Below are 16,927 nucleotides of genomic sequence, written 5' to 3' on the forward strand. Positions count from 1 at the left end.
TGTTTTTAGCACGGTGGTATTTATAGGCCATTTATCCTAAGTTTAGCAAATATCCCTGCATGGGTGGTTTTTTATACACCCATTAAAAAGCCCCTAGTGTTTCACGTGAAACACTAGGGGTCTGTTATTGATTCATTAAGCCACATGCGTGATCAACGCGATGGAAGCCCTTTGATCAATCAAATAGATCGCCAATCTTTTTAAAGAAAGACTTTTTGTGCGGCGATTGCTGATGCTTGCTATCACCATCTAGTGTGTCTTGGAATTGACGCAATAGGTCTTTTTGCTCACGCGTTAGGTTCACGGGCGTCTCGATGACCACACGGCAGATCAGATCACCTTTCATGGTGGTGCGTACTGGCGTCACGCCTTTACCGCGCACGCGTAACAGCTTGCCACTTTGCGTACCTTCAGCGACCTTGATTTTGACTTTACCATCTAAGGTGGGGATTTCCACTTCTTTACCCAAAGCAGCATCAGTGATGCTGACGGGCACATCCATATACAGATCCGCGCCTTGGCGAGTAAAGACGTCATGAGGTTTGACGCGTACCTCGACATACAGGTCGCCATTTTGTACGCCAGCCCCGCCCGCTTCACCTTCACCTGCGAGACGAACCCGGTCGCCATCATCGACGCCGGCTGGGATAGAGACTTCCAGCGTGCGTGACTTGTCCTTGACGCCGTTACCATGACAGTCAGGGCATGGGTTTTTGATTTGCTTACCTGAGCCGCCACACTGCGGGCAGGACTGCTGTACAGCAAAAAAGCCTTGCTGCATACGTACTTGGCCTTGACCATGACACATCTGGCACGTCACCACGTCAGAGGCGTCTTTTGCGCCTTTACCATCACAAGTGCCACAAGGCGCAGGCGCGGTAAAGCTGATTTCTTTTTTAGTACCGCGTACCGCTTCTTCGAGGGTGAGCTCGATCACATAACGCAAGTCCGAGCCGCGACGCGAGCGACCACCACCGCCGCCGCGCGACTGACCAAAGATATCGCCAAAGTTGCCAAAGATATCACCGAAGATGTCTTGGAAGTTACCGCCGCCACCAAAACCGCCGCCGCCCATGCCGTTTTCAAACGCCGAATGCCCCATACGATCATAGGCTGAGCGCTTTTCTTCATCGCTCAACACCTCATAAGCCATCGATGCTTCTTTGAATTTGTCTTCGGCATCAGGGTCATCAGAGTTGCGATCTGGATGGTATTTCATGGCCAGCTTGCGGTAGGCTCGCTTAATTTCTTTGCTGTCAGCGGTCTTACTGACACCTAATACTTCATAAAAATCGCGCTTACTCATGGGCTCTCCTATCGTCTTCGCAGGGCCGCCGATCGATCGATTCATCAACCCATAGCAATTATCGTCTGTTGCTATTCAGACTCGCGGTAATGTTTCACATGAAACATGGCGAGACAATAAAAAGCAAAGAAGAGAATCGTCTGAATCGTACAAGCGAATGCGGCGGGGTGCTGCTTAGCCAAATCAATTATTAAAAGTTTGCGCTATTTATGGAGATGGCAAGGTGATTTATCAAGCACATTAGGGGTGAAATTGTCGGACAGAGGATGATGGATGCCCAAAACAGAGTTCGTTAAGAATAGCACAAAGGTTTTTATACCTTTTTGGCAGGCCATCATGCTAGTATTTATCGCCATATTCGTACGCATTTAAATTTAGCTTTTAGATTGGCGATAAGGTAGTATTTTTATGAAAAAGCTGTTGGTTTTATTGATCGTCATTGCGGTGACAGTTTATGCAGGCTCGCCTTACTACAGTGCCTATCAGCTCAAAAACGCCTATGATGCCAACGACGGTGCGGCGATTGCGGCCGCCATCGACTACGAGCAAGTCAGGCCAAGCGTACAAGCCCAGCTCACCAATCAATTTGCGACCACCATACGCAGCTATCCGTTGGTGGCCGAGCTCGGCGGCGAGCCATTAATACAAGCGGCCAACACTTTTATCATAAAGGCCGTTAATGGTGCCATCACCTCACAAAATATCGAAACCGTCATCAACACCCAAGGTCAAGCCAATACCGCGACCAAAGAGCTGGCGGCGGCGTGGGCCATCGCCAGTAATCAGGTCAATCTAAAAAACTTGATTCAAAACCTCATCATTCATCGCGGTGATATCGATGCGGTGGTCAAAGATCGAATGCAACAGGTCATGCAAAAACAAGCGGCTGAGCTGGAAAAACAAGCCGTGCAAGGCAATGATAGTGACAAACCAGCGCTGAGCTATTGTGGCATCAACTGCTTTACCATCAGTGGACAGATCAAAGGCTATCCGCTGACCATTGAGATGCAGCGTCAGGGGCTGATTGAATGGAAAATCGTCGATATTGTGTTGCCATAAGCGGCTTTTTATCAGTATGTTGAGATAAGCGCCGTGTCATTATTGGTTGAGAGCACTAGCGCTACAACACGTTTGCGCTAAATCCAGCAGATAAAACAAACACCAAAAAACCGCCTTATGAGCCATATCATAGAGCGGTTTTTATGATCATTGTCGATTATAAGTCAAAAGCGCACAGCGTTTAGGGCGTGCGACCGCTCATCTATTTACTCCACGCCCAAAAACTCTAAAAACTCCGGACTCTCAAAACTTGCTTGATATAGCACGCCGTCTTCGCGGTAGATGGCTGGCGTCGCCATCACGGCCAGCCCTGCCGCTTTTTCGAGATTGGGGGTCAGGTGGTTGGCCTGGCAGCTTGCTGGAGCAGGTGTCATTTCTCCTTGCAGCATGGCTTTGTCGAACGCTTGGCGGCGGCTATCTTCACTGCTTTGACACCAGATAGCACGCATCTGCTCAGGCGATGCTTCATATATCGGATAACCAATGATATGCACCGTGACGCCTTTGTCATTGAGCATCGGTAGCTGCTGATGGAAGCGGCGGCAATAAGGACAATTGACATCGTCCGCCACATAAATCACCGCCTTTTCGGTGGTGGTGGCAGGATAGGTGATCAGCTGCTGACGGTCTAACCCCTGAAAGACTGACTGGTTTTTGCGCTGCTCAAAGGTTTCATCTAGCCCCATAAACCGACCGTTTTCGATGACAGATATCTCGCCATCGGTGATGTACTGCGCATCATCGGACAATAAAAACGGCACGCCTTCTAGCGTCGCGCCCCAGATCACCCCTGGCACCGCGGTATAAAAAAACGGCGTCTTGGCACTCATGTGTTTGAGCGCGCTCATATTGGCGAGAATGGCCGACTTGGTCTCGGCGCTCACCGGCTGCCCTGCTTGCTCACTACGGCTGCGGGCAGGGGTTTTGGTCACCACCTGCTTACTGGGATTTTTTTGTAGCTCGCCTTGGATGACGTACTTGCCATCTTCGGTGATATGTAGTGGCGGCTGGCCGGCGAGACTGACCTGATACATATTGGGCAGCTGCGATGGCACAATCGCCGTAATCTGAGCTTTAATACCCGCTTGGGTCAAGCGCTCACGCAGCTGACTATCGAGCGTTTGGCTCACACCGCCTGCTGATTGCATTTGATTGGGCGTTTTTTTGCTGACGTCGGTGGCGCTCGGCTGCGCACAGGCGGTGGCAGCAAGTAGCATGGCCGCCATCAAGCTGGTAAATTTTAATACAGGGAGTTTCACAAAGACCATCCTATTTGGTAGATTGATAGCAAACGTTCATCAAACAAACAGCGATATACATCACTATCAAATCGCTGCTAATAAGGCGTCGGCACGTATTACTTATGTGTGCTGCCACAGGCGCTATCAAAACAGTTTTATCAAAAACGGCTATCAATAAAGACAACGATATTATGTAAAAAAACAAAGTAAAAAGAATAACAAGACTTTAGCACAAGAAGGGTATTTGCAAAGCGCTCAGGGCGCAAGTTTGCAAAATTGCTACCCAGCTTTAAGAGATAGGCAACACACAAGCGGCCATAGTTGATTTTTTCATAAAAAAAGCAGCACACATGACGTGGCTGCTGATGAAGTGTCTTTAGTAACATATTATCGCTTTGGCCAATCGGCACTCAAACTCAATGTTAGAATTTGGCCACTTCTTCTGCGCTCAAAAAGCGACTGTCGCCTTTTTCTAATCCATCAAGCGTGATATGGCCGATACTGGCGCGGTGCAGCTCAACGACTTTATTGCCAAAATATCCCATCATGCGTTTGACCTGATGATACTTACCCTGCTCAAGCGTCAGACGCGCATGAGTTTCGTCGATGAACTCTAGCGTAGCAGGTTTGGTCGGCTCGTAATCGCCATCGAGCAAGATGCCCTCTGCTACTTTTTTGACAGCGGTTGCTTGCGCGTCGCTGTCCATAGGATCGGCCAGTGTCAGCTCGTAGACTTTGGCATGTTCATGCTTGGGACTGGTCACGCGGTGTAGCCAGCTGCCATCATCACTCAGTAGGAGTGCGCCTGTGGTATCGACATCAAGGCGGCCTGCGATACGCAAGCTGGCAAGCTCAGGCACAGCAATCAGCTCAGTGACAATCGGATGCTCTTTGGCTTTTAGCGTACACTCAAAGCCTTCAGGCTTATACAATAAAATATAACGGTTGCCTGTTGCCACAGATAGCGACTCACCGACCCACATCACCTCGTCATTGAGCACGTCAACGTGCAGGCCTGGGTCTTTAACCACTTCATCATTTACCGTCACCTCGCCGGCGTGCAAGATCTTTTTGGATTCTTTACGCGACAGCTCAGTGGCTTTACTTAAAAATTTATCTAAACGCATGTATTTGCTACCATCAGTTTTGTATTACCAATCCCAGCCTACGTAAGCCCCGTCTATCAATCCTGTGCGCTTTGGCGCCAAGATATTTAGAATAAATCGCTTAGCACGCAAGCGCGAGCGGCTCGTTATCTTCTTAGCTGAGACATGGTACTATAATGAAAATTAATTGCACACTGTGCTAGAGCGTGTTTGAACATTCACAAACAAGCACTGACAGTATAAGTGTCACCAGTTTATCATATCCAACCTAAACCTGATGAAATATGAGCTATCAAACGCTAAAACACGCCGTCACTGCGCGTTTAGAAATCAAAAAGTCTGAGTTTATCGCTCATGCCTATCCTGTCAACTCGCGTGAGCAAGCGATGTTTCACGTGGAACAACTGCGCGAGCAATATCCCGATGCGCGCCATTGGTGCTGGGCCTATATCATCGGCGACCCTGACAACACCACTAGCGCAGGCTTTGATGACGATGGTGAGCCAAATGGCACGGCGGGTCGTCCGATACTAGGCGTACTACAGCACAAATCTATCGGCAACGTCATCATCGTGGTGGTGCGTTATTTTGGGGGTATCAAGCTCGGGGCAGGCGGCCTGACTCGCGCCTATGCTGGCTCAGCACAAGCGGCCGTCGACCAAATGACACTAAGCCCTTATATACCGATGGCGAAGGTGCAGATAGTCGCGACGTTTGCCACTGAAGCCCAGTGCCGCTATGTGATTGAGGACTTGGGCGGGCAGGTTGAGGATGTCGCTTATAGTCAGCAAGTCATGCTGACCGCGACGCTTGCCCAAGCAGATATTGCCGACTTAAAAGAACGACTAGCGATGGATGGGCGCGTCTTAGAGTCATCATAAATTTTGAGTAATCATACGTTCACTGAGCGTTCACTGAAAAGCATTGGTTTTGGCCACGGCCGTCGGTATGATAAGGCATTGATTGTTAAAGATGATTTTAACGATAATTTTAATAACTGTTAAATAAGAAGCCTTTATGCCCACATCTAGTAGCCCTGATACCGCGTTTTCTCCTACCCCGTTTAAGCCGCCATTTTGGCTAAGCAATCCACACTTACAAAGCATTTTACCGAAGTTTTTTGCGCCCAAGCCCCCTACCTATCGCCGCGTCATCAAACCAGACTCTCTAGGCGAGACAGACATCGCTTATGACTTTTATGATGCGCATCCGCTCACAGAGTCAGCGGATCAGACGCCTCACCAGACCCCATTGATTGTCCTGTTTCATGGCATGGAGGGCAGTAGTGACAGTCACTATGCGCGCGCTCTGGCGTATCAGATACACGCGCAGGGCTGGCATTTCGTCGTCGCTCACTTTCGTAGCTGCGGCGGCATTCCAGCAAAAGGCCGCGTGTTTTATAACGCGGGCGACACAGACGAGGTGCATCATATGCTACAAACGCTGCGCGAGCAGTATGCCAATATCTATGCCGTTGGCGTCTCACTTGGTGGTAATGCCTTGGCAAAATACCTAGGCGAATATGGCGACCAAGCGCTATGTAAAGGCGCTGCGGTGATCTCAGCACCAGTCGATATGTCGTCAGCGGCGCTTAGTATGCACAGTTTTTTGAGCCATCGCATTTATACGCCATATCTGCTCAACCCCATTATCAAAAAAGCCCTCGCCAACGACATCAGCCCAGAGGAGATGGCATCGATCAAAGCGGTCAATCGTATCAGCGATTTTGATGATATCTTTACCGCACCGCGTCACGGCTACCGCTCAAACAATCACTATTACTATAGTGCCTCTGCCCTGCCGCACCTTATCAATGTCACCCGCCCACTATTGCTCATCAGCGCCAAAGACGATCCTTTCCTGGGCTTTACCGCCACAGAAAATGACGTATCGGACACTGTCACTATCTTGGACACTGAGCACGGCGGGCACGTGGGCTTTATTCGTTATCGCACGAGCAAAGACAAATCGACGCCTCTGTACACACAGTCCCGATTTGATATTAATTGGTTACCCGAAACCGTCTGCGCTTACTTTAAACACATTGGCGTGCCTTCTGCAGCGTGATAATCGAGCGGGCGGCGTTTTATCGCATTCCGCCAGCGTTACCCTTTACCTGACTTCCTGTCTTTTGAGACTACTGGCTTTTTAAGACTACTGACCCTTTGAGACTGTCCTATGTATCCATTTATTCGTTATGCCAGCACCATCGCGCATGCTGCGCTACAAGTAAAAAGAGGCCGTACTTTAACGTTTAAAGATACCAGCGAAATCCATTTTCGCTGTCGTCTGTCAGATATCGACAACTTCCTTGAAATGAATAATGGCCGCGTCCTCACTCTGTATGACTTGGGTCGTACGGACTTTGCAGTACGGAGCGGGCTGGGTCGTCAACTGCTCAAGCAGCGTTGGGGCTTGGTGGTCGCTGGCAGTACCATCCAATACCGCAAGCGTATTCGCGCCTTTGACAAAGTCACGCTCAAGACCAGAGTAGTGGGCTTTGATGAGCGCTGGATCTATATCGAGCAGTCAATGTGGGTCAAGGGCAAACCCTGCTCCTCCGCTCTACTACGTACTGGCGTCACCGAAGGCGGCAAGGTAATAAAAACCGCACGCATCCTAGAGGTGATGGGGCAATCAGACTGGCAGCTACCGCCGACAGGCTACGTAGCAGAGTGGATCATAAGTGATGCCGACCGTCCATGGCCGCCGCAAGCGTAGCACCCAGATAGTCAATCCTCAATAAAACGGGCATGCAAGATAATCTATATGACATGGTGTCACGTAGCGCCACCTGCTACTGGTGTTTATGTTGCGTAGCATCTATCGGCGTCAGTACAGCACGCAAGGCAAATAAATACCAATCGCGCGGTACCTGTTTGTGAATATTCAATGCTCCTTAACTGTATCTAAGCGGTAGCGTAAGTCACCAGAGAGTAACCTTATGACTACTATTTGCCAACAAGACATTATATAAATAAGTATAGTAAGTGCTATAGTGATATAGTCGATTCTAAATAAAACAGATACATTATATGTCAACGTGGAACTGGTATAAATTTTTCTTGCGTGCTGTGCCTGCGCAGACAGAGGCTGCGTAAAATTTATCCCAGTCCCACTGTATCGTTTTTATACTGAACTCACTATATCTAGTCATATGTTACTACTTAACATCGTCCATAAGGAGAATAGCATGGCAAATAATACGGACTATCGCACGGACTACGTGGGCACGTTATTTGATAACGCAGAGTCCAATCCCAGCAAAATCACTCTCGCCTTTACCATGGCGGGCAAAGCGCTTGAGCAAGGTCACTCAGCCTCAGTCATCCTAATGGTCGATGCGGTGCACTTGGCACTGCCCAATGCACTAGATAACGTCGATATCGGCGCGCCATTTAAACCTGCTAAAGAATTGCTAGAAGCTTTTATCGACAAAGGCGGCAATGTGCTCGTGTGCGGCGCGTGTATGGAACATAACCGTATTGAAGACACTGCTATCGACACCCGCTTTACCAAGATTAGCGGTGATGATGTGGTGGCGCTGCTAATGCACGCCAAAGGATCGCTGCAGTTGAACTAAGCGATTTTTATCCCTACAGGTCAGATTTTAGAGGTTTAACATCTGACCTTTTTTGCATCAAGCTTTATGTTTTATATCGTTTTTCCTTGAGCTCGTTTGACGACGATTTACGGTGCCTCTGCTATCCTTATTTAGCAACTAAATAAACACTATCTCACCCACCTCGCGCCCAGCTTTGCTACAGTAAGTCATGCTACTCTCATAACCATATATAGTTAATTCACTTTAAAACCGATACAGTGCAGCTGGTATGAATTTTGCGCAGCATCTGTCAGCGTAGACACAGCAAGCAAGGAAAATTTATACCAGTTGCACGTTCATATGAGCGTATCGATTTTATTTCGAAATGACTATTTCCAAAAGCCGAAGTGGCCGAACAAATGAGCGCAGCTGCCTTATTTTGCGACTGAGCGATTTAACGCCATTTATTGTGCTTTTTTGGTTTGGTATAAAATCAACAGGAGACCCCCTCATGTCCTTACTAGATACTCTGCAGTTAACCCATCCTATCGTTCAAGCACCAATGGCAGGAGCGACCACCCCTGAGCTGGCGCTGACAGTGAGCGATTTTGGTGGATTGGGGTCATTGGGAGGTGGGACGACGGCGCCAGAGGTTTTGCATGACCATATTAATAGGCTTAAATCGCTGACCGATCGCCCTTTTATGATTAATCTGATGGTGTTATCTGAGCATGATTCTACTACTTTGGATAGCGAAATCCCTGCTTGGTTAAGCGAGTATTATCAGCAGCATAATATAGACATGGCGTTACCTGAACGTCCAGCGCACAACTTTCACGAGCAGCTACAAGTCCTCTATGACAATCCCGTTCCTGTCGCTAGTTTTACCTTTGGCATTATCAGTGCTGAGCACGTACAGCGTTTGCAAAGTCTAGGTACGCATGTCATCGGTACTGCCAATCATCCACTCGAAGCAAAAGCATGGGCGGATATTGGCGCGGACGCCGTCTGCGTACAAGGCGTCGAAGCGGGCGGCCATCGCGGTGGCTGGCTACCACAAAGCGCAAATGACCCCATGGGGCTGCTGACATTGATTGGTCAAACGCGCGCTTGCACCGATATTCCACTGATCGCCGCGGGCGGCATCATGACGGGGCACGCCATCAAAGCAGTACAGACGGCGGGTGCTGAGCTGGCGCAAATTGGCACGGCATTTTTGACGACAGATAAATGCGGAATCAATGATATTTATAAGCAAGCCTTACTGGATGCCAGCACGGGCAAGCGCAGTAGCGAAACCCGCTTAACCTGTCTGTTTTCAGGCAAGCAGGCACGCGGTTTGCTCAATGATTATTTGCATGACTTTGCGCAATTTGAAGGTGCACAGGAGCTACCACCCTACCCGCAATTAAATGCCATGACCAAAGCCTTACGTGCGCATGCCAAAAAGAACCTTGATGTAGAACATCAGTCTTTGTGGGCAGGACAAGGAGTCGCTTTGGTTAGACAAGAAAAGACGATTGAGTTGTTAGAAAGGCTAGTAAAAGAGGTGTAGTTTGATCGAGGTAAATACCACCTTTTAGCACAAAAAAAGAAACACCAGAGCGCCTGATGTTTCTTTCTGGTTTAAAACAAATTTAAATACCTACTTACTAAGCCCTTCCCGAAAGGCCTTATAATCCTCCGCCGTTTGATCCACCGCCTCAATCATCGGCACATGACCAATATCTTCCATCATAATGACTTGCGCTTGCGGGATGATGTCTTTGATCACATTGACCGTTTCAGGTTTAATGACTTGATCCTTCTCGCCCCAAACCACAAGCGTTGGAATCTTATATTGCGCGATGACTTTAGCGCGCTCCTCGACACTATCAGTGACGATTTGCTCAAGGATTTTGGCGTCCAACTCCTTATTATTGATACGCTCTTGTGCGAATACCGCTTTGACTGACTTTGGCAAATAAGGTGGCTTATACATGACAAAATCGTACATCTTATAGAAGTCCTCTTTGCTATTGATCAGCAATGGATTGTTCTCAAGGGTTGCGCCCTCAAGCGATTTTGGCACGCCTGCTGACCAAAACCCTGCGCTATCGACGAGCCATAGACTCTTGACGTCTTTTGGGTACTTTGCGGCATAAGCGACACTGATCGCGCCGCCCATCGAGTTACCGCCGATGTGAATATTGTTTGCCAATCCCTTAGCTTGCAACAGCTCATGTAAGCGCGTGGCCTGTGCCTGTGAGCGATAGTCTGCGCTCATAGGTTTGCTCGACTCACCAAAACCCAGCAGATCAGGAATGATCAGATGATAGTCCTCTAACTCGTCAGCGATACGGGTGAAGTTGTCCTTATTACCACCAAAACCGTGAATGAGAAGTAGTGGCTCGCCTGTTAGGTTGGCGTTTTCGGCATAAACTAACTTGTCGCCAGAAGTTAGCGTGAATGTTTTGACGTCTAGATCAGACTTATTGCGCTCATATTGGATAATTTTTTGAGTGGTGTTAACGGCAAACGTATTGGGCGCTGTGGTACAGCCTACGATAGAGAGACTAAATAGTGCGGCAAGGCCTAGGCGTTTCAATAGCATAAAGACATCCTTGTTGGAAGATAGAGTGAAAATACATTTTGACTTTGATTTTAGCGCTAAACTTGTGCCTAGATTTTTTAATTTATAACTTTCTAGTCAAAACCTTATCTCTCGTGTTTATAAACAAGACTATCGTTAGCTTTTGTTTACCTTTCTAGCCCAGATAGCTTAAGCGTTGTCCTCTATAATAGGAGCTTTTAATAGCAGTGGCGGTTATAAATACCACTCTAAGTTCACTATTTACTCTTAAATAAACCCAACTGACACTCAATAAAGCCCAATCAAAGTGGCACAAAAGGATGCAACTTGAGCGACATAAGTAAGCCCTCCAGTAAATCGCGTGACCTCACCAAAGGGTCTATCGCCAAAACCATGCTGCTGTTTGCCTTGCCAACGCTTGGTTCCTCAGCACTACAGTCGCTCAATGGCTCGATCAATGCCGTTTGGGTCGGCAGGTTTTTGGGCGAAGAAGCGCTGGCGGCGACGGCGAATGGTAATATCTTGATGTTTATTATGATCTCCTTTGTCTTTGGGTTTGGGATGGCAGCGACTATTTTTATCGGTCAGGCGATGGGCGAGCGCGATAATGTCAAGGTCAAGCGCACGATGGGAACGGCGCTTGGTAGTATTGTACCGATCAGTATCTTGCTGTCAGCGATAGGCTGGATATTTGCACCGACTTTGCTTGATCTACTCGGCACGCCAGCGAGCGCGCTTGAGCTTGCTTTGACTTATCTGCGCATGATCTTTATTGCGATGCCGGTCACCCTCACCTTTACGCTGATGATGATGGCGCTGCGCGGAGCCGGTGATTCCACCACGCCGCTTTGGTTTATCGCCATGTCGGTGGTAATAGATGTTATTTTGACGCCGACGCTGATTTTGGGTTTAGGGCCGTTTCCTGAATGGGGTATTTTTGGCTCAGCCTTTGCTACTGCTGTTGCCAATACTTTGGCACTCATCGGCATGGTGATGACGATGTACTGGCGCGGCTCAGTGCTGACTTTGAGTATGCCAGAGCTGAGATTTCTGAAGGCCGAGCTTAGTATTTTGAAGTCGATGTTCTCGAAAGGCTTGCCGATGGGACTACAGATGATCGTTATCTCCACCGCCGCACTGACGATGCTATCCTTGATTAACCGTGAGGGCGTACAGACCACCGCTGCTTATAGCGCCACCCAGCAGCTGTGGACTTATGTACAGATGCCAGCGATGGCACTCAGCGCTGCCGCAAGTGCGATGGTCGCGCAGAATATCGGCGCTAATCAATGGGAGCGCGTGGCAGGGATTACTCGTTGGGGGCTTATCTTTAACGTGGTATTGACGGGGACGATGATCGGCATATTGACTATCTTTGATAAGACGATTTTGGGCTTCTTTTTGGGCAGTGATAGTCCAGCCGTACCGATCGGGCGTCATATTCAAATCATGGCGACTTGGGGCTTTATGTTCTTTGGGATAGCGCAAGTGTTCTTTGGGACGATGCGTGCTAATGGTTATGTCATCTGGCCGCTGGTTGTCATGGCGATTTCGATGTATCCGGTGCGCTTGGGCTTTGCTTTTGGGATGTATCCGATTCTTGGGTCTGATGCTCTGTGGCTCTCATTCCCTGCAGGTATGGTCGCCACTGCGGTAATGGGCGGCGGCTTATATCTATATGGCGGCTGGCGTAAAGGCAAGCATTTATCTGGAGAGGAAGCCGCACAAAGAACCGAAGGTTACCGCGCCCATGTCGGTACTTGTTCGGCATGCCGCGACGCCCTACCAACGACACCATGGAGACGGTTACCGCTGCGCCGTATCATCAAAGTGCATGAAAAGGTTCATGGTAGCCATTAACCAACTTACGATAAAGGCTAAACGTTCGCAGCAGGCTTTGCTTTATGCTATCTTTGCAGTATTTAGCCGACTGCCTTGTCCAATAAAAACCTTACAGCCGCTAGCGCATGGATAGCAGTGGTATCAAACACAGGGATGGGGCTGTCAGCTTGCTTAATCAGCAAGCTAATCTCAGTGCAGCCCAAAATCACCCCCTCGCAGCCTGCATTGGCTAATTGCGTAATCACTGTTTTGTAATACGCTCTTGAGCTATCAAGCAACTGTCCTTGGCACAGCTCTTCATAGATGATGCGGTGCACCTCTGCCCTTGCGTTTTCTTCAGGTATCATCACTTGGAAGCCGCTATCTGTCAGGCGCTGCTTATAAAAATCCTGCGTCATCGTAAACTGCGTACCGAGCAAGCCTATCTTAGTCAGTCCTTGCGCTTGAATCGCTGTAGCGGTTGCATCGGCAATATGGATAAGCGGTAATCCTGTGGCCGCTTGTACCTCGCCCGCCACCTTGTGCATGGTATTAGTCGCAATAAGCAGCCCTTGCGCTCCAGACGCTTGCAGACGCTTGCCGCTGCTGGCTAGTATCGCGCCCATCTGTGCCCAATCGCCTTTTGCTTGCAGCTCACCAATCGGGGCAAAGTCTAAGCTATGAATGAGCAAATCCGCTGAATGCAGATTGCCAAGCTCAGCTTTGATACCTTCATTAATCAGCCGATAATAGCTTTCGGTACTCTCCCAGCTCATCCCGCCGATGATGCCTAATGTACGTTGTGGTCTAGCCTTATCGTTACTTTTCATAGTCTATTCTTATTGAGTAGTCTGGTTTATTTATGCCATCGATATCGTTAACATTTAAAGAACTTAGTGTTTGATAATAACCAATTTACCTAGTTACATATAGGTTATATGATAGCTCCCTATAAAACCTTTAGGACAAAAATGCGTTATGGCACTACCGAAACTAAGAATACGTATGAGCCGCAAACTATATCGCCTAGTATTTACTGGACTGATGGCCATGATGATGTCGCTTATTATTTCAGCGGCGCTGATACTGGTCAAAGCAGGCTATAGTGATCATTTTTTCTCTGACCTACTTAGTTCATGGGGACTAGGCTTTGTATTTGCTTGGCCAAGCGCCTATGTCTGCGCATATTTTATTCAAGAGCATGTACTGAGCCGTATTGAGTTTTATTAAAACCATGAGCACAATGAGGCGACGACAACACTCCTTAACCAAAAAAGTACTGATTAAACGCTGCTAGAGTTGCTAGTGTTGATGCCTACACAGATATTCGCTCGTTTAAAAACCGTTAAAACGACAATAAAGGAATGCTTATGCGTAGCGCAACTTATAACGAATTTGGCAAACCCACCGAAGTCCTCAGCCTCGGCGATCGCCCTATCCCTGAGCCACAGGCCAATGAGGTACGCGTCAAAACCATCCTCGCCTCTATCCACAACCATGACTTGCTCACCGTGCGCGGTCAGTATGGCTTTAAACCCGAGCTGCCGGCGATCGGCGGTAGTGAAGCGCTGGGTATTGTTGACGCCGTTGGTAGTGACGTTAAGGAGTTAAAAGTCGGGCAACGCGTGGCGGCGGCCAGCGTGCAAGCGACATGGGCGGAGTATTTTGTCGCTGACGAGGACATGGTGTTTGCCATCCCTGAGAGCCTAGATGATGAGATGGCCGCGCAATTGATCGCCATGCCGCTCAGTGCCTTGATGCTGCTGGAGTTCTTAGAAGTAAAAAGCGGGCAATGGCTTATTCACAATGCCGCCAATGGCGCAGTCGGCAAGTCACTTGCCATGCTGGCGGCGGCGCGCGGCGTCCATACCATCAACGTCGTACGGAGTGGCGAGGCCATAAAAGAGCTAGCAGCCCTCAACATCAAACACAATATCAACACCGAAGATGATGACTGGAAAGACCGAGTCCGACAAATCATCGGCGATGATAGCATTAGCGCAGCGGTTGATTCTGTCGGCGGCGACGCCAGCGGCGACTTATTATCACTGCTCGGTCATGGTGGCACCTTGGCGTCCTTTGGCATCATGTCAGGCCAGCCTATGACGCTCAATCCGACGCACCTTATCTTTAAACAGGCCATCGTAAAAGGATTTTGGGGCAGTAAAATCAGCCAAGAGATGAGCGTGGAGAATAAACAGCGCTTAATCGATGAGCTAATCGAACGTGCGACCAGTGGCAAGCTCCATCTGCCTGTGGAGGCTGTGTTTGATTTGGCAGATATCAAAAAAGCGGTCGATGGCAAATTGCAGTCTGGCAAAAACGGTAAGGTGCTAGTAAAGCCATAAGAGGTTTTTTACAAATACCTGCCTATATTAAACCGCTTAACCTAGAGAGTTATGCTAAAGAGATTACCTTTGAGCAGACACCTGAGTACTTAGATCGCTTTATGGCGAGTCAGACGGTTGGGCGTTATGTGGTGAATGTGCGGGGTTAAGGTTTTGGTTTAGAAGCTCAAGCTTAATAGAGAATGGCAGTGCTCCTTTGGGGTGCTGTCATTTTTTTAAAGTATTTACGAGATCTTAAGCGCTTGAGCAGCATCTGAAAACATACTTACGTCGTATAATAGAAATACCAACCATCATATAACTCTGTGAGAGATATGACGGTAAGTCCATCAGGCGGTATCATATAACCAACTTCAATATTATTATTCGGCGCTTTTAGGTAACCAAATTCATTATCCAAAAAGCCACCCATCGTTAGCACGATATAACCGTCCTCTCGGGCCATACTTACGATACCTGAGCGATCTAGCTTCTTACGCAGTAAAGCGACTTTTTCTACCTCTAAGTTATCTGCTCTAATTTTTCCAGCATAAGCTGCCGCTATCTCTCGCTCAGTTGTATAGCTATCATCATTGGAGATAAGCTGATCATTTAGTATCTTATGGTGACGCCGCATATTACTTATTTGATAGACGTTGGCCTCTTGGCTGAGGGTATCTATAGCTTGTAAATTACTTTTATTCAGCAAAAAATGTACTTGATTACCCATACCGATTGCTGAAAGATAAAATGCCATCACAGTAACTATGGGAAATATCGCTAAAGGCATATAAGAAGATGGCTTTTTATATCCTTTGATAAATATATTTAACACCGAAAATAATAACCCAGCAATGAGAAAAAATAGCAGAGTCAGCAAACTCAAAATCGGTCCAAAACTGCCAAAATAGGGAGAGTTAAGTAAGCTTACCGAGAGAATAAATAGGACAAGATATGTGACGTATTTTTTATTTTTTGCGGTCATAACAGTCTCACACTGGGTTTGATTATTGCTATATCTTAACGTGAGTCTGTTATGAGTAAGATGAAATAAAGATGGAGCGAATGGCTGACGACCAAACGCAATCATTTCTACATTATCAACAACTAGCCACAGGCCCAATCAAACTCATTATTCAGCAAATCGATTTGACCATTACCACCGCCCATATTGGCATCACCAAACTCTTCTTCAAACTCAATATAAAAAGGACTAAATTCTGGCATCGCTTGAATGGGGTTGGCCGTACCACCAAAATGGGTTTTTGCATGAAACCTATCAAGCTTTAACGCCTCCCCTTTTTCAGAAAACATAGGAATATAAGCATCCTCATCGTCTTCATCTGGCCATTCGTTTAGCGATTTGCCAATATTTGGATCATTGATACGGACTGTCTGTTGCACAAACTTGGCAGGCTGATCTTTGACAAAGCAAGTGCTACCCCATTCTTCAATCTCATAGTCTGGATATATACAATCTTCTTTATTAGGCAGTGCTGTCGTTTCACCTTCAAACTCTTCTTTAGTTAGCCAAAGTAATACCCATCCGCCGCCAATAATGTCTTCAAGATAGATTTCTTGAGGGTGACGATTATTAGCGTAACGATTTAGTGACGACCAAAATGCTGTAGCGCCTGAAGCATTTGCCTCAGCTGATTTATTAATAACATCCTCAACACCGTCTACGCTATCTTCAACATGATCATCCGCTTGAAAAAGCGATATTGCCACGAGATCTTTCCCTTTTACGCGATACGCTTCAGGCACTAATATCGTCCATAAGTGCGCCATTGGTAGCCCGTTAATCCTGCTTCGCGGCCATTGTTCTGTGCTAATACCGACAGGGCGACCAAATGCCCAACCACACCCATGATCATTATCCGTGAGTTCCAAATCATATGCTTGCTTTAATGGTTTCACCGCTCTTGTCTCACCTTATTAGCTTAATTTT

General features: G+C 47.7%; 16 protein-coding genes. 9 read left to right on the forward strand and 7 right to left on the reverse strand.

The genetic code is table 11. The annotated features are described in order from the left end of the window. Positions 1–175: 175 nt before the first annotated feature. Complete coding sequence (gene dnaJ / locus AADH33_RS12795; RefSeq protein WP_075101327.1) at positions 176–1,306, reverse strand: molecular chaperone DnaJ; 1,131 nt, start codon at positions 1,304–1,306, stop codon at positions 176–178. 408 nt (positions 1,307–1,714) lie between these two features. Here dnaJ and AADH33_RS12800 point away from each other — a divergent pair, with 408 nt between their 5' ends. Further along, entirely contained in the window at positions 1,715–2,365 is a 651-nt protein-coding gene (locus AADH33_RS12800) for a DUF2939 domain-containing protein (protein ID WP_348549131.1), read from the forward strand. A 206-nt stretch (positions 2,366–2,571) separates the two neighbouring features. Here the strand turns inward: AADH33_RS12800 and AADH33_RS12805 are convergent, their stop codons facing one another. Continuing rightward, complete coding sequence (locus tag AADH33_RS12805) at positions 2,572–3,624, reverse strand: disulfide isomerase DsbC N-terminal domain-containing protein (RefSeq protein ID WP_348549132.1); 1,053 nt, start codon at positions 3,622–3,624, stop codon at positions 2,572–2,574. Between the two features lie 404 nt (positions 3,625–4,028). Then, complete coding sequence (locus tag AADH33_RS12810) at positions 4,029–4,733, reverse strand: pseudouridine synthase (RefSeq protein ID WP_348549133.1); 705 nt, start codon at positions 4,731–4,733, stop codon at positions 4,029–4,031. 263 nt (positions 4,734–4,996) lie between these two features. On the opposite strand from AADH33_RS12810, the gene AADH33_RS12815 reads away from it, so the two are divergent. The 5 genes from AADH33_RS12815 to AADH33_RS12835 all read left to right on the forward strand — a co-directional run bounded on the left by AADH33_RS12815 (position 4,997) and on the right by AADH33_RS12835 (position 9,811). Next, a complete protein-coding gene (locus tag AADH33_RS12815; protein WP_317053139.1) occupies positions 4,997–5,593 on the forward strand; it encodes a YigZ family protein in 597 nt (198 codons plus the stop codon). Between the two features lie 136 nt (positions 5,594–5,729). Then, entirely contained in the window at positions 5,730–6,779 is a 1,050-nt protein-coding gene (locus AADH33_RS12820) for a YheT family hydrolase (protein ID WP_348549134.1), read from the forward strand. A 111-nt stretch (positions 6,780–6,890) separates the two neighbouring features. Continuing rightward, positions 6,891–7,433, forward strand: a complete 543-nt coding sequence (locus AADH33_RS12825; RefSeq protein ID WP_348549135.1) for an acyl-CoA thioesterase — start codon at positions 6,891–6,893, stop codon at positions 7,431–7,433. A 472-nt stretch (positions 7,434–7,905) separates the two neighbouring features. Then, positions 7,906–8,295 carry a DsrE family protein gene (locus AADH33_RS12830; RefSeq protein ID WP_207969013.1) on the forward strand — a complete coding sequence of 130 codons (390 nt, stop codon included), beginning with the start codon at positions 7,906–7,908 and terminating at the stop codon, positions 8,293–8,295. A 472-nt stretch (positions 8,296–8,767) separates the two neighbouring features. Further along, a complete protein-coding gene (locus tag AADH33_RS12835) occupies positions 8,768–9,811 on the forward strand; it encodes an NAD(P)H-dependent flavin oxidoreductase (RefSeq protein WP_348549136.1) in 1,044 nt (347 codons plus the stop codon). A gap of 90 nt (positions 9,812–9,901) precedes the next feature. On the opposite strand, the gene AADH33_RS12840 is transcribed toward AADH33_RS12835, so the two are convergent. Continuing rightward, a complete protein-coding gene (locus tag AADH33_RS12840; RefSeq protein ID WP_348549137.1) occupies positions 9,902–10,849 on the reverse strand; it encodes an alpha/beta hydrolase in 948 nt (315 codons plus the stop codon). A 306-nt stretch (positions 10,850–11,155) separates the two neighbouring features. Here AADH33_RS12840 and AADH33_RS12845 point away from each other — a divergent pair, with 306 nt between their 5' ends. Beyond that, positions 11,156–12,688, forward strand: a complete 1,533-nt coding sequence (locus AADH33_RS12845) for an MATE family efflux transporter (RefSeq protein WP_348549138.1) — start codon at positions 11,156–11,158, stop codon at positions 12,686–12,688. Positions 12,689–12,750: 62 nt separating this feature from the next. Here the strand turns inward: AADH33_RS12845 and AADH33_RS12850 are convergent, their stop codons facing one another. Next, positions 12,751–13,479: an aspartate/glutamate racemase family protein gene (locus AADH33_RS12850; RefSeq protein ID WP_348549139.1), complete on the reverse strand. Its 729-nt coding sequence runs from the start codon at positions 13,477–13,479 to the stop codon at positions 12,751–12,753. A gap of 175 nt (positions 13,480–13,654) precedes the next feature. On the opposite strand from AADH33_RS12850, the gene AADH33_RS12855 reads away from it, so the two are divergent. Both AADH33_RS12855 and AADH33_RS12860 read left to right on the forward strand, forming a co-directional pair. Beyond that, positions 13,655–13,879 carry a DUF2798 domain-containing protein gene (locus AADH33_RS12855; protein WP_348549140.1) on the forward strand — a complete coding sequence of 75 codons (225 nt, stop codon included), beginning with the start codon at positions 13,655–13,657 and terminating at the stop codon, positions 13,877–13,879. Positions 13,880–14,019: 140 nt separating this feature from the next. Further along, complete coding sequence (locus AADH33_RS12860) at positions 14,020–14,997, forward strand: zinc-binding dehydrogenase (protein ID WP_348549141.1); 978 nt, start codon at positions 14,020–14,022, stop codon at positions 14,995–14,997. A gap of 265 nt (positions 14,998–15,262) precedes the next feature. On the opposite strand, the gene AADH33_RS12865 is transcribed toward AADH33_RS12860, so the two are convergent. Together AADH33_RS12865 and AADH33_RS12870 are read right to left on the reverse strand one after the other, a co-directional pair. After that, a complete protein-coding gene (locus AADH33_RS12865; protein WP_348549142.1) occupies positions 15,263–15,961 on the reverse strand; it encodes a hypothetical protein in 699 nt (232 codons plus the stop codon). A 122-nt stretch (positions 15,962–16,083) separates the two neighbouring features. Further along, a complete protein-coding gene (locus AADH33_RS12870) occupies positions 16,084–16,896 on the reverse strand; it encodes a hypothetical protein (protein WP_348549143.1) in 813 nt (270 codons plus the stop codon). Positions 16,897–16,927: the final 31 nt, after the last annotated feature.

It is taken from the genome of Psychrobacter sp. KFRI-CH2-11 (assembly GCF_038239325.1).
Lineage (GTDB): Bacteria > Pseudomonadota > Gammaproteobacteria > Pseudomonadales > Moraxellaceae > Psychrobacter > Psychrobacter celer.

Coding starts and splice junctions, on each gene's coding strand:
- dnaJ (WP_075101327.1), bottom strand. CDS start 1,306: ATGAGTAAGCGCGATTTTTATGAAGTATTAGGTGTCAGTAAGACCGCT.
- AADH33_RS12800 (WP_348549131.1), top strand. CDS start 1,715: ATGAAAAAGCTGTTGGTTTTATTGATCGTCATTGCGGTGACAGTTTAT.
- AADH33_RS12810 (WP_348549133.1), bottom strand. CDS start 4,733: ATGCGTTTAGATAAATTTTTAAGTAAAGCCACTGAGCTGTCGCGTAAA.
- AADH33_RS12815 (WP_317053139.1), top strand. CDS start 4,997: ATGAGCTATCAAACGCTAAAACACGCCGTCACTGCGCGTTTAGAAATC.
- AADH33_RS12820 (WP_348549134.1), top strand. CDS start 5,730: ATGCCCACATCTAGTAGCCCTGATACCGCGTTTTCTCCTACCCCGTTT.
- AADH33_RS12825 (WP_348549135.1), top strand. CDS start 6,891: ATGTATCCATTTATTCGTTATGCCAGCACCATCGCGCATGCTGCGCTA.
- AADH33_RS12830 (WP_207969013.1), top strand. CDS start 7,906: ATGGCAAATAATACGGACTATCGCACGGACTACGTGGGCACGTTATTT.
- AADH33_RS12835 (WP_348549136.1), top strand. CDS start 8,768: ATGTCCTTACTAGATACTCTGCAGTTAACCCATCCTATCGTTCAAGCA.
- AADH33_RS12840 (WP_348549137.1), bottom strand. CDS start 10,849: ATGCTATTGAAACGCCTAGGCCTTGCCGCACTATTTAGTCTCTCTATC.
- AADH33_RS12850 (WP_348549139.1), bottom strand. CDS start 13,479: ATGAAAAGTAACGATAAGGCTAGACCACAACGTACATTAGGCATCATC.
- AADH33_RS12855 (WP_348549140.1), top strand. CDS start 13,655: ATGAGCCGCAAACTATATCGCCTAGTATTTACTGGACTGATGGCCATG.
- AADH33_RS12860 (WP_348549141.1), top strand. CDS start 14,020: ATGCGTAGCGCAACTTATAACGAATTTGGCAAACCCACCGAAGTCCTC.
- AADH33_RS12865 (WP_348549142.1), bottom strand. CDS start 15,961: ATGACCGCAAAAAATAAAAAATACGTCACATATCTTGTCCTATTTATT.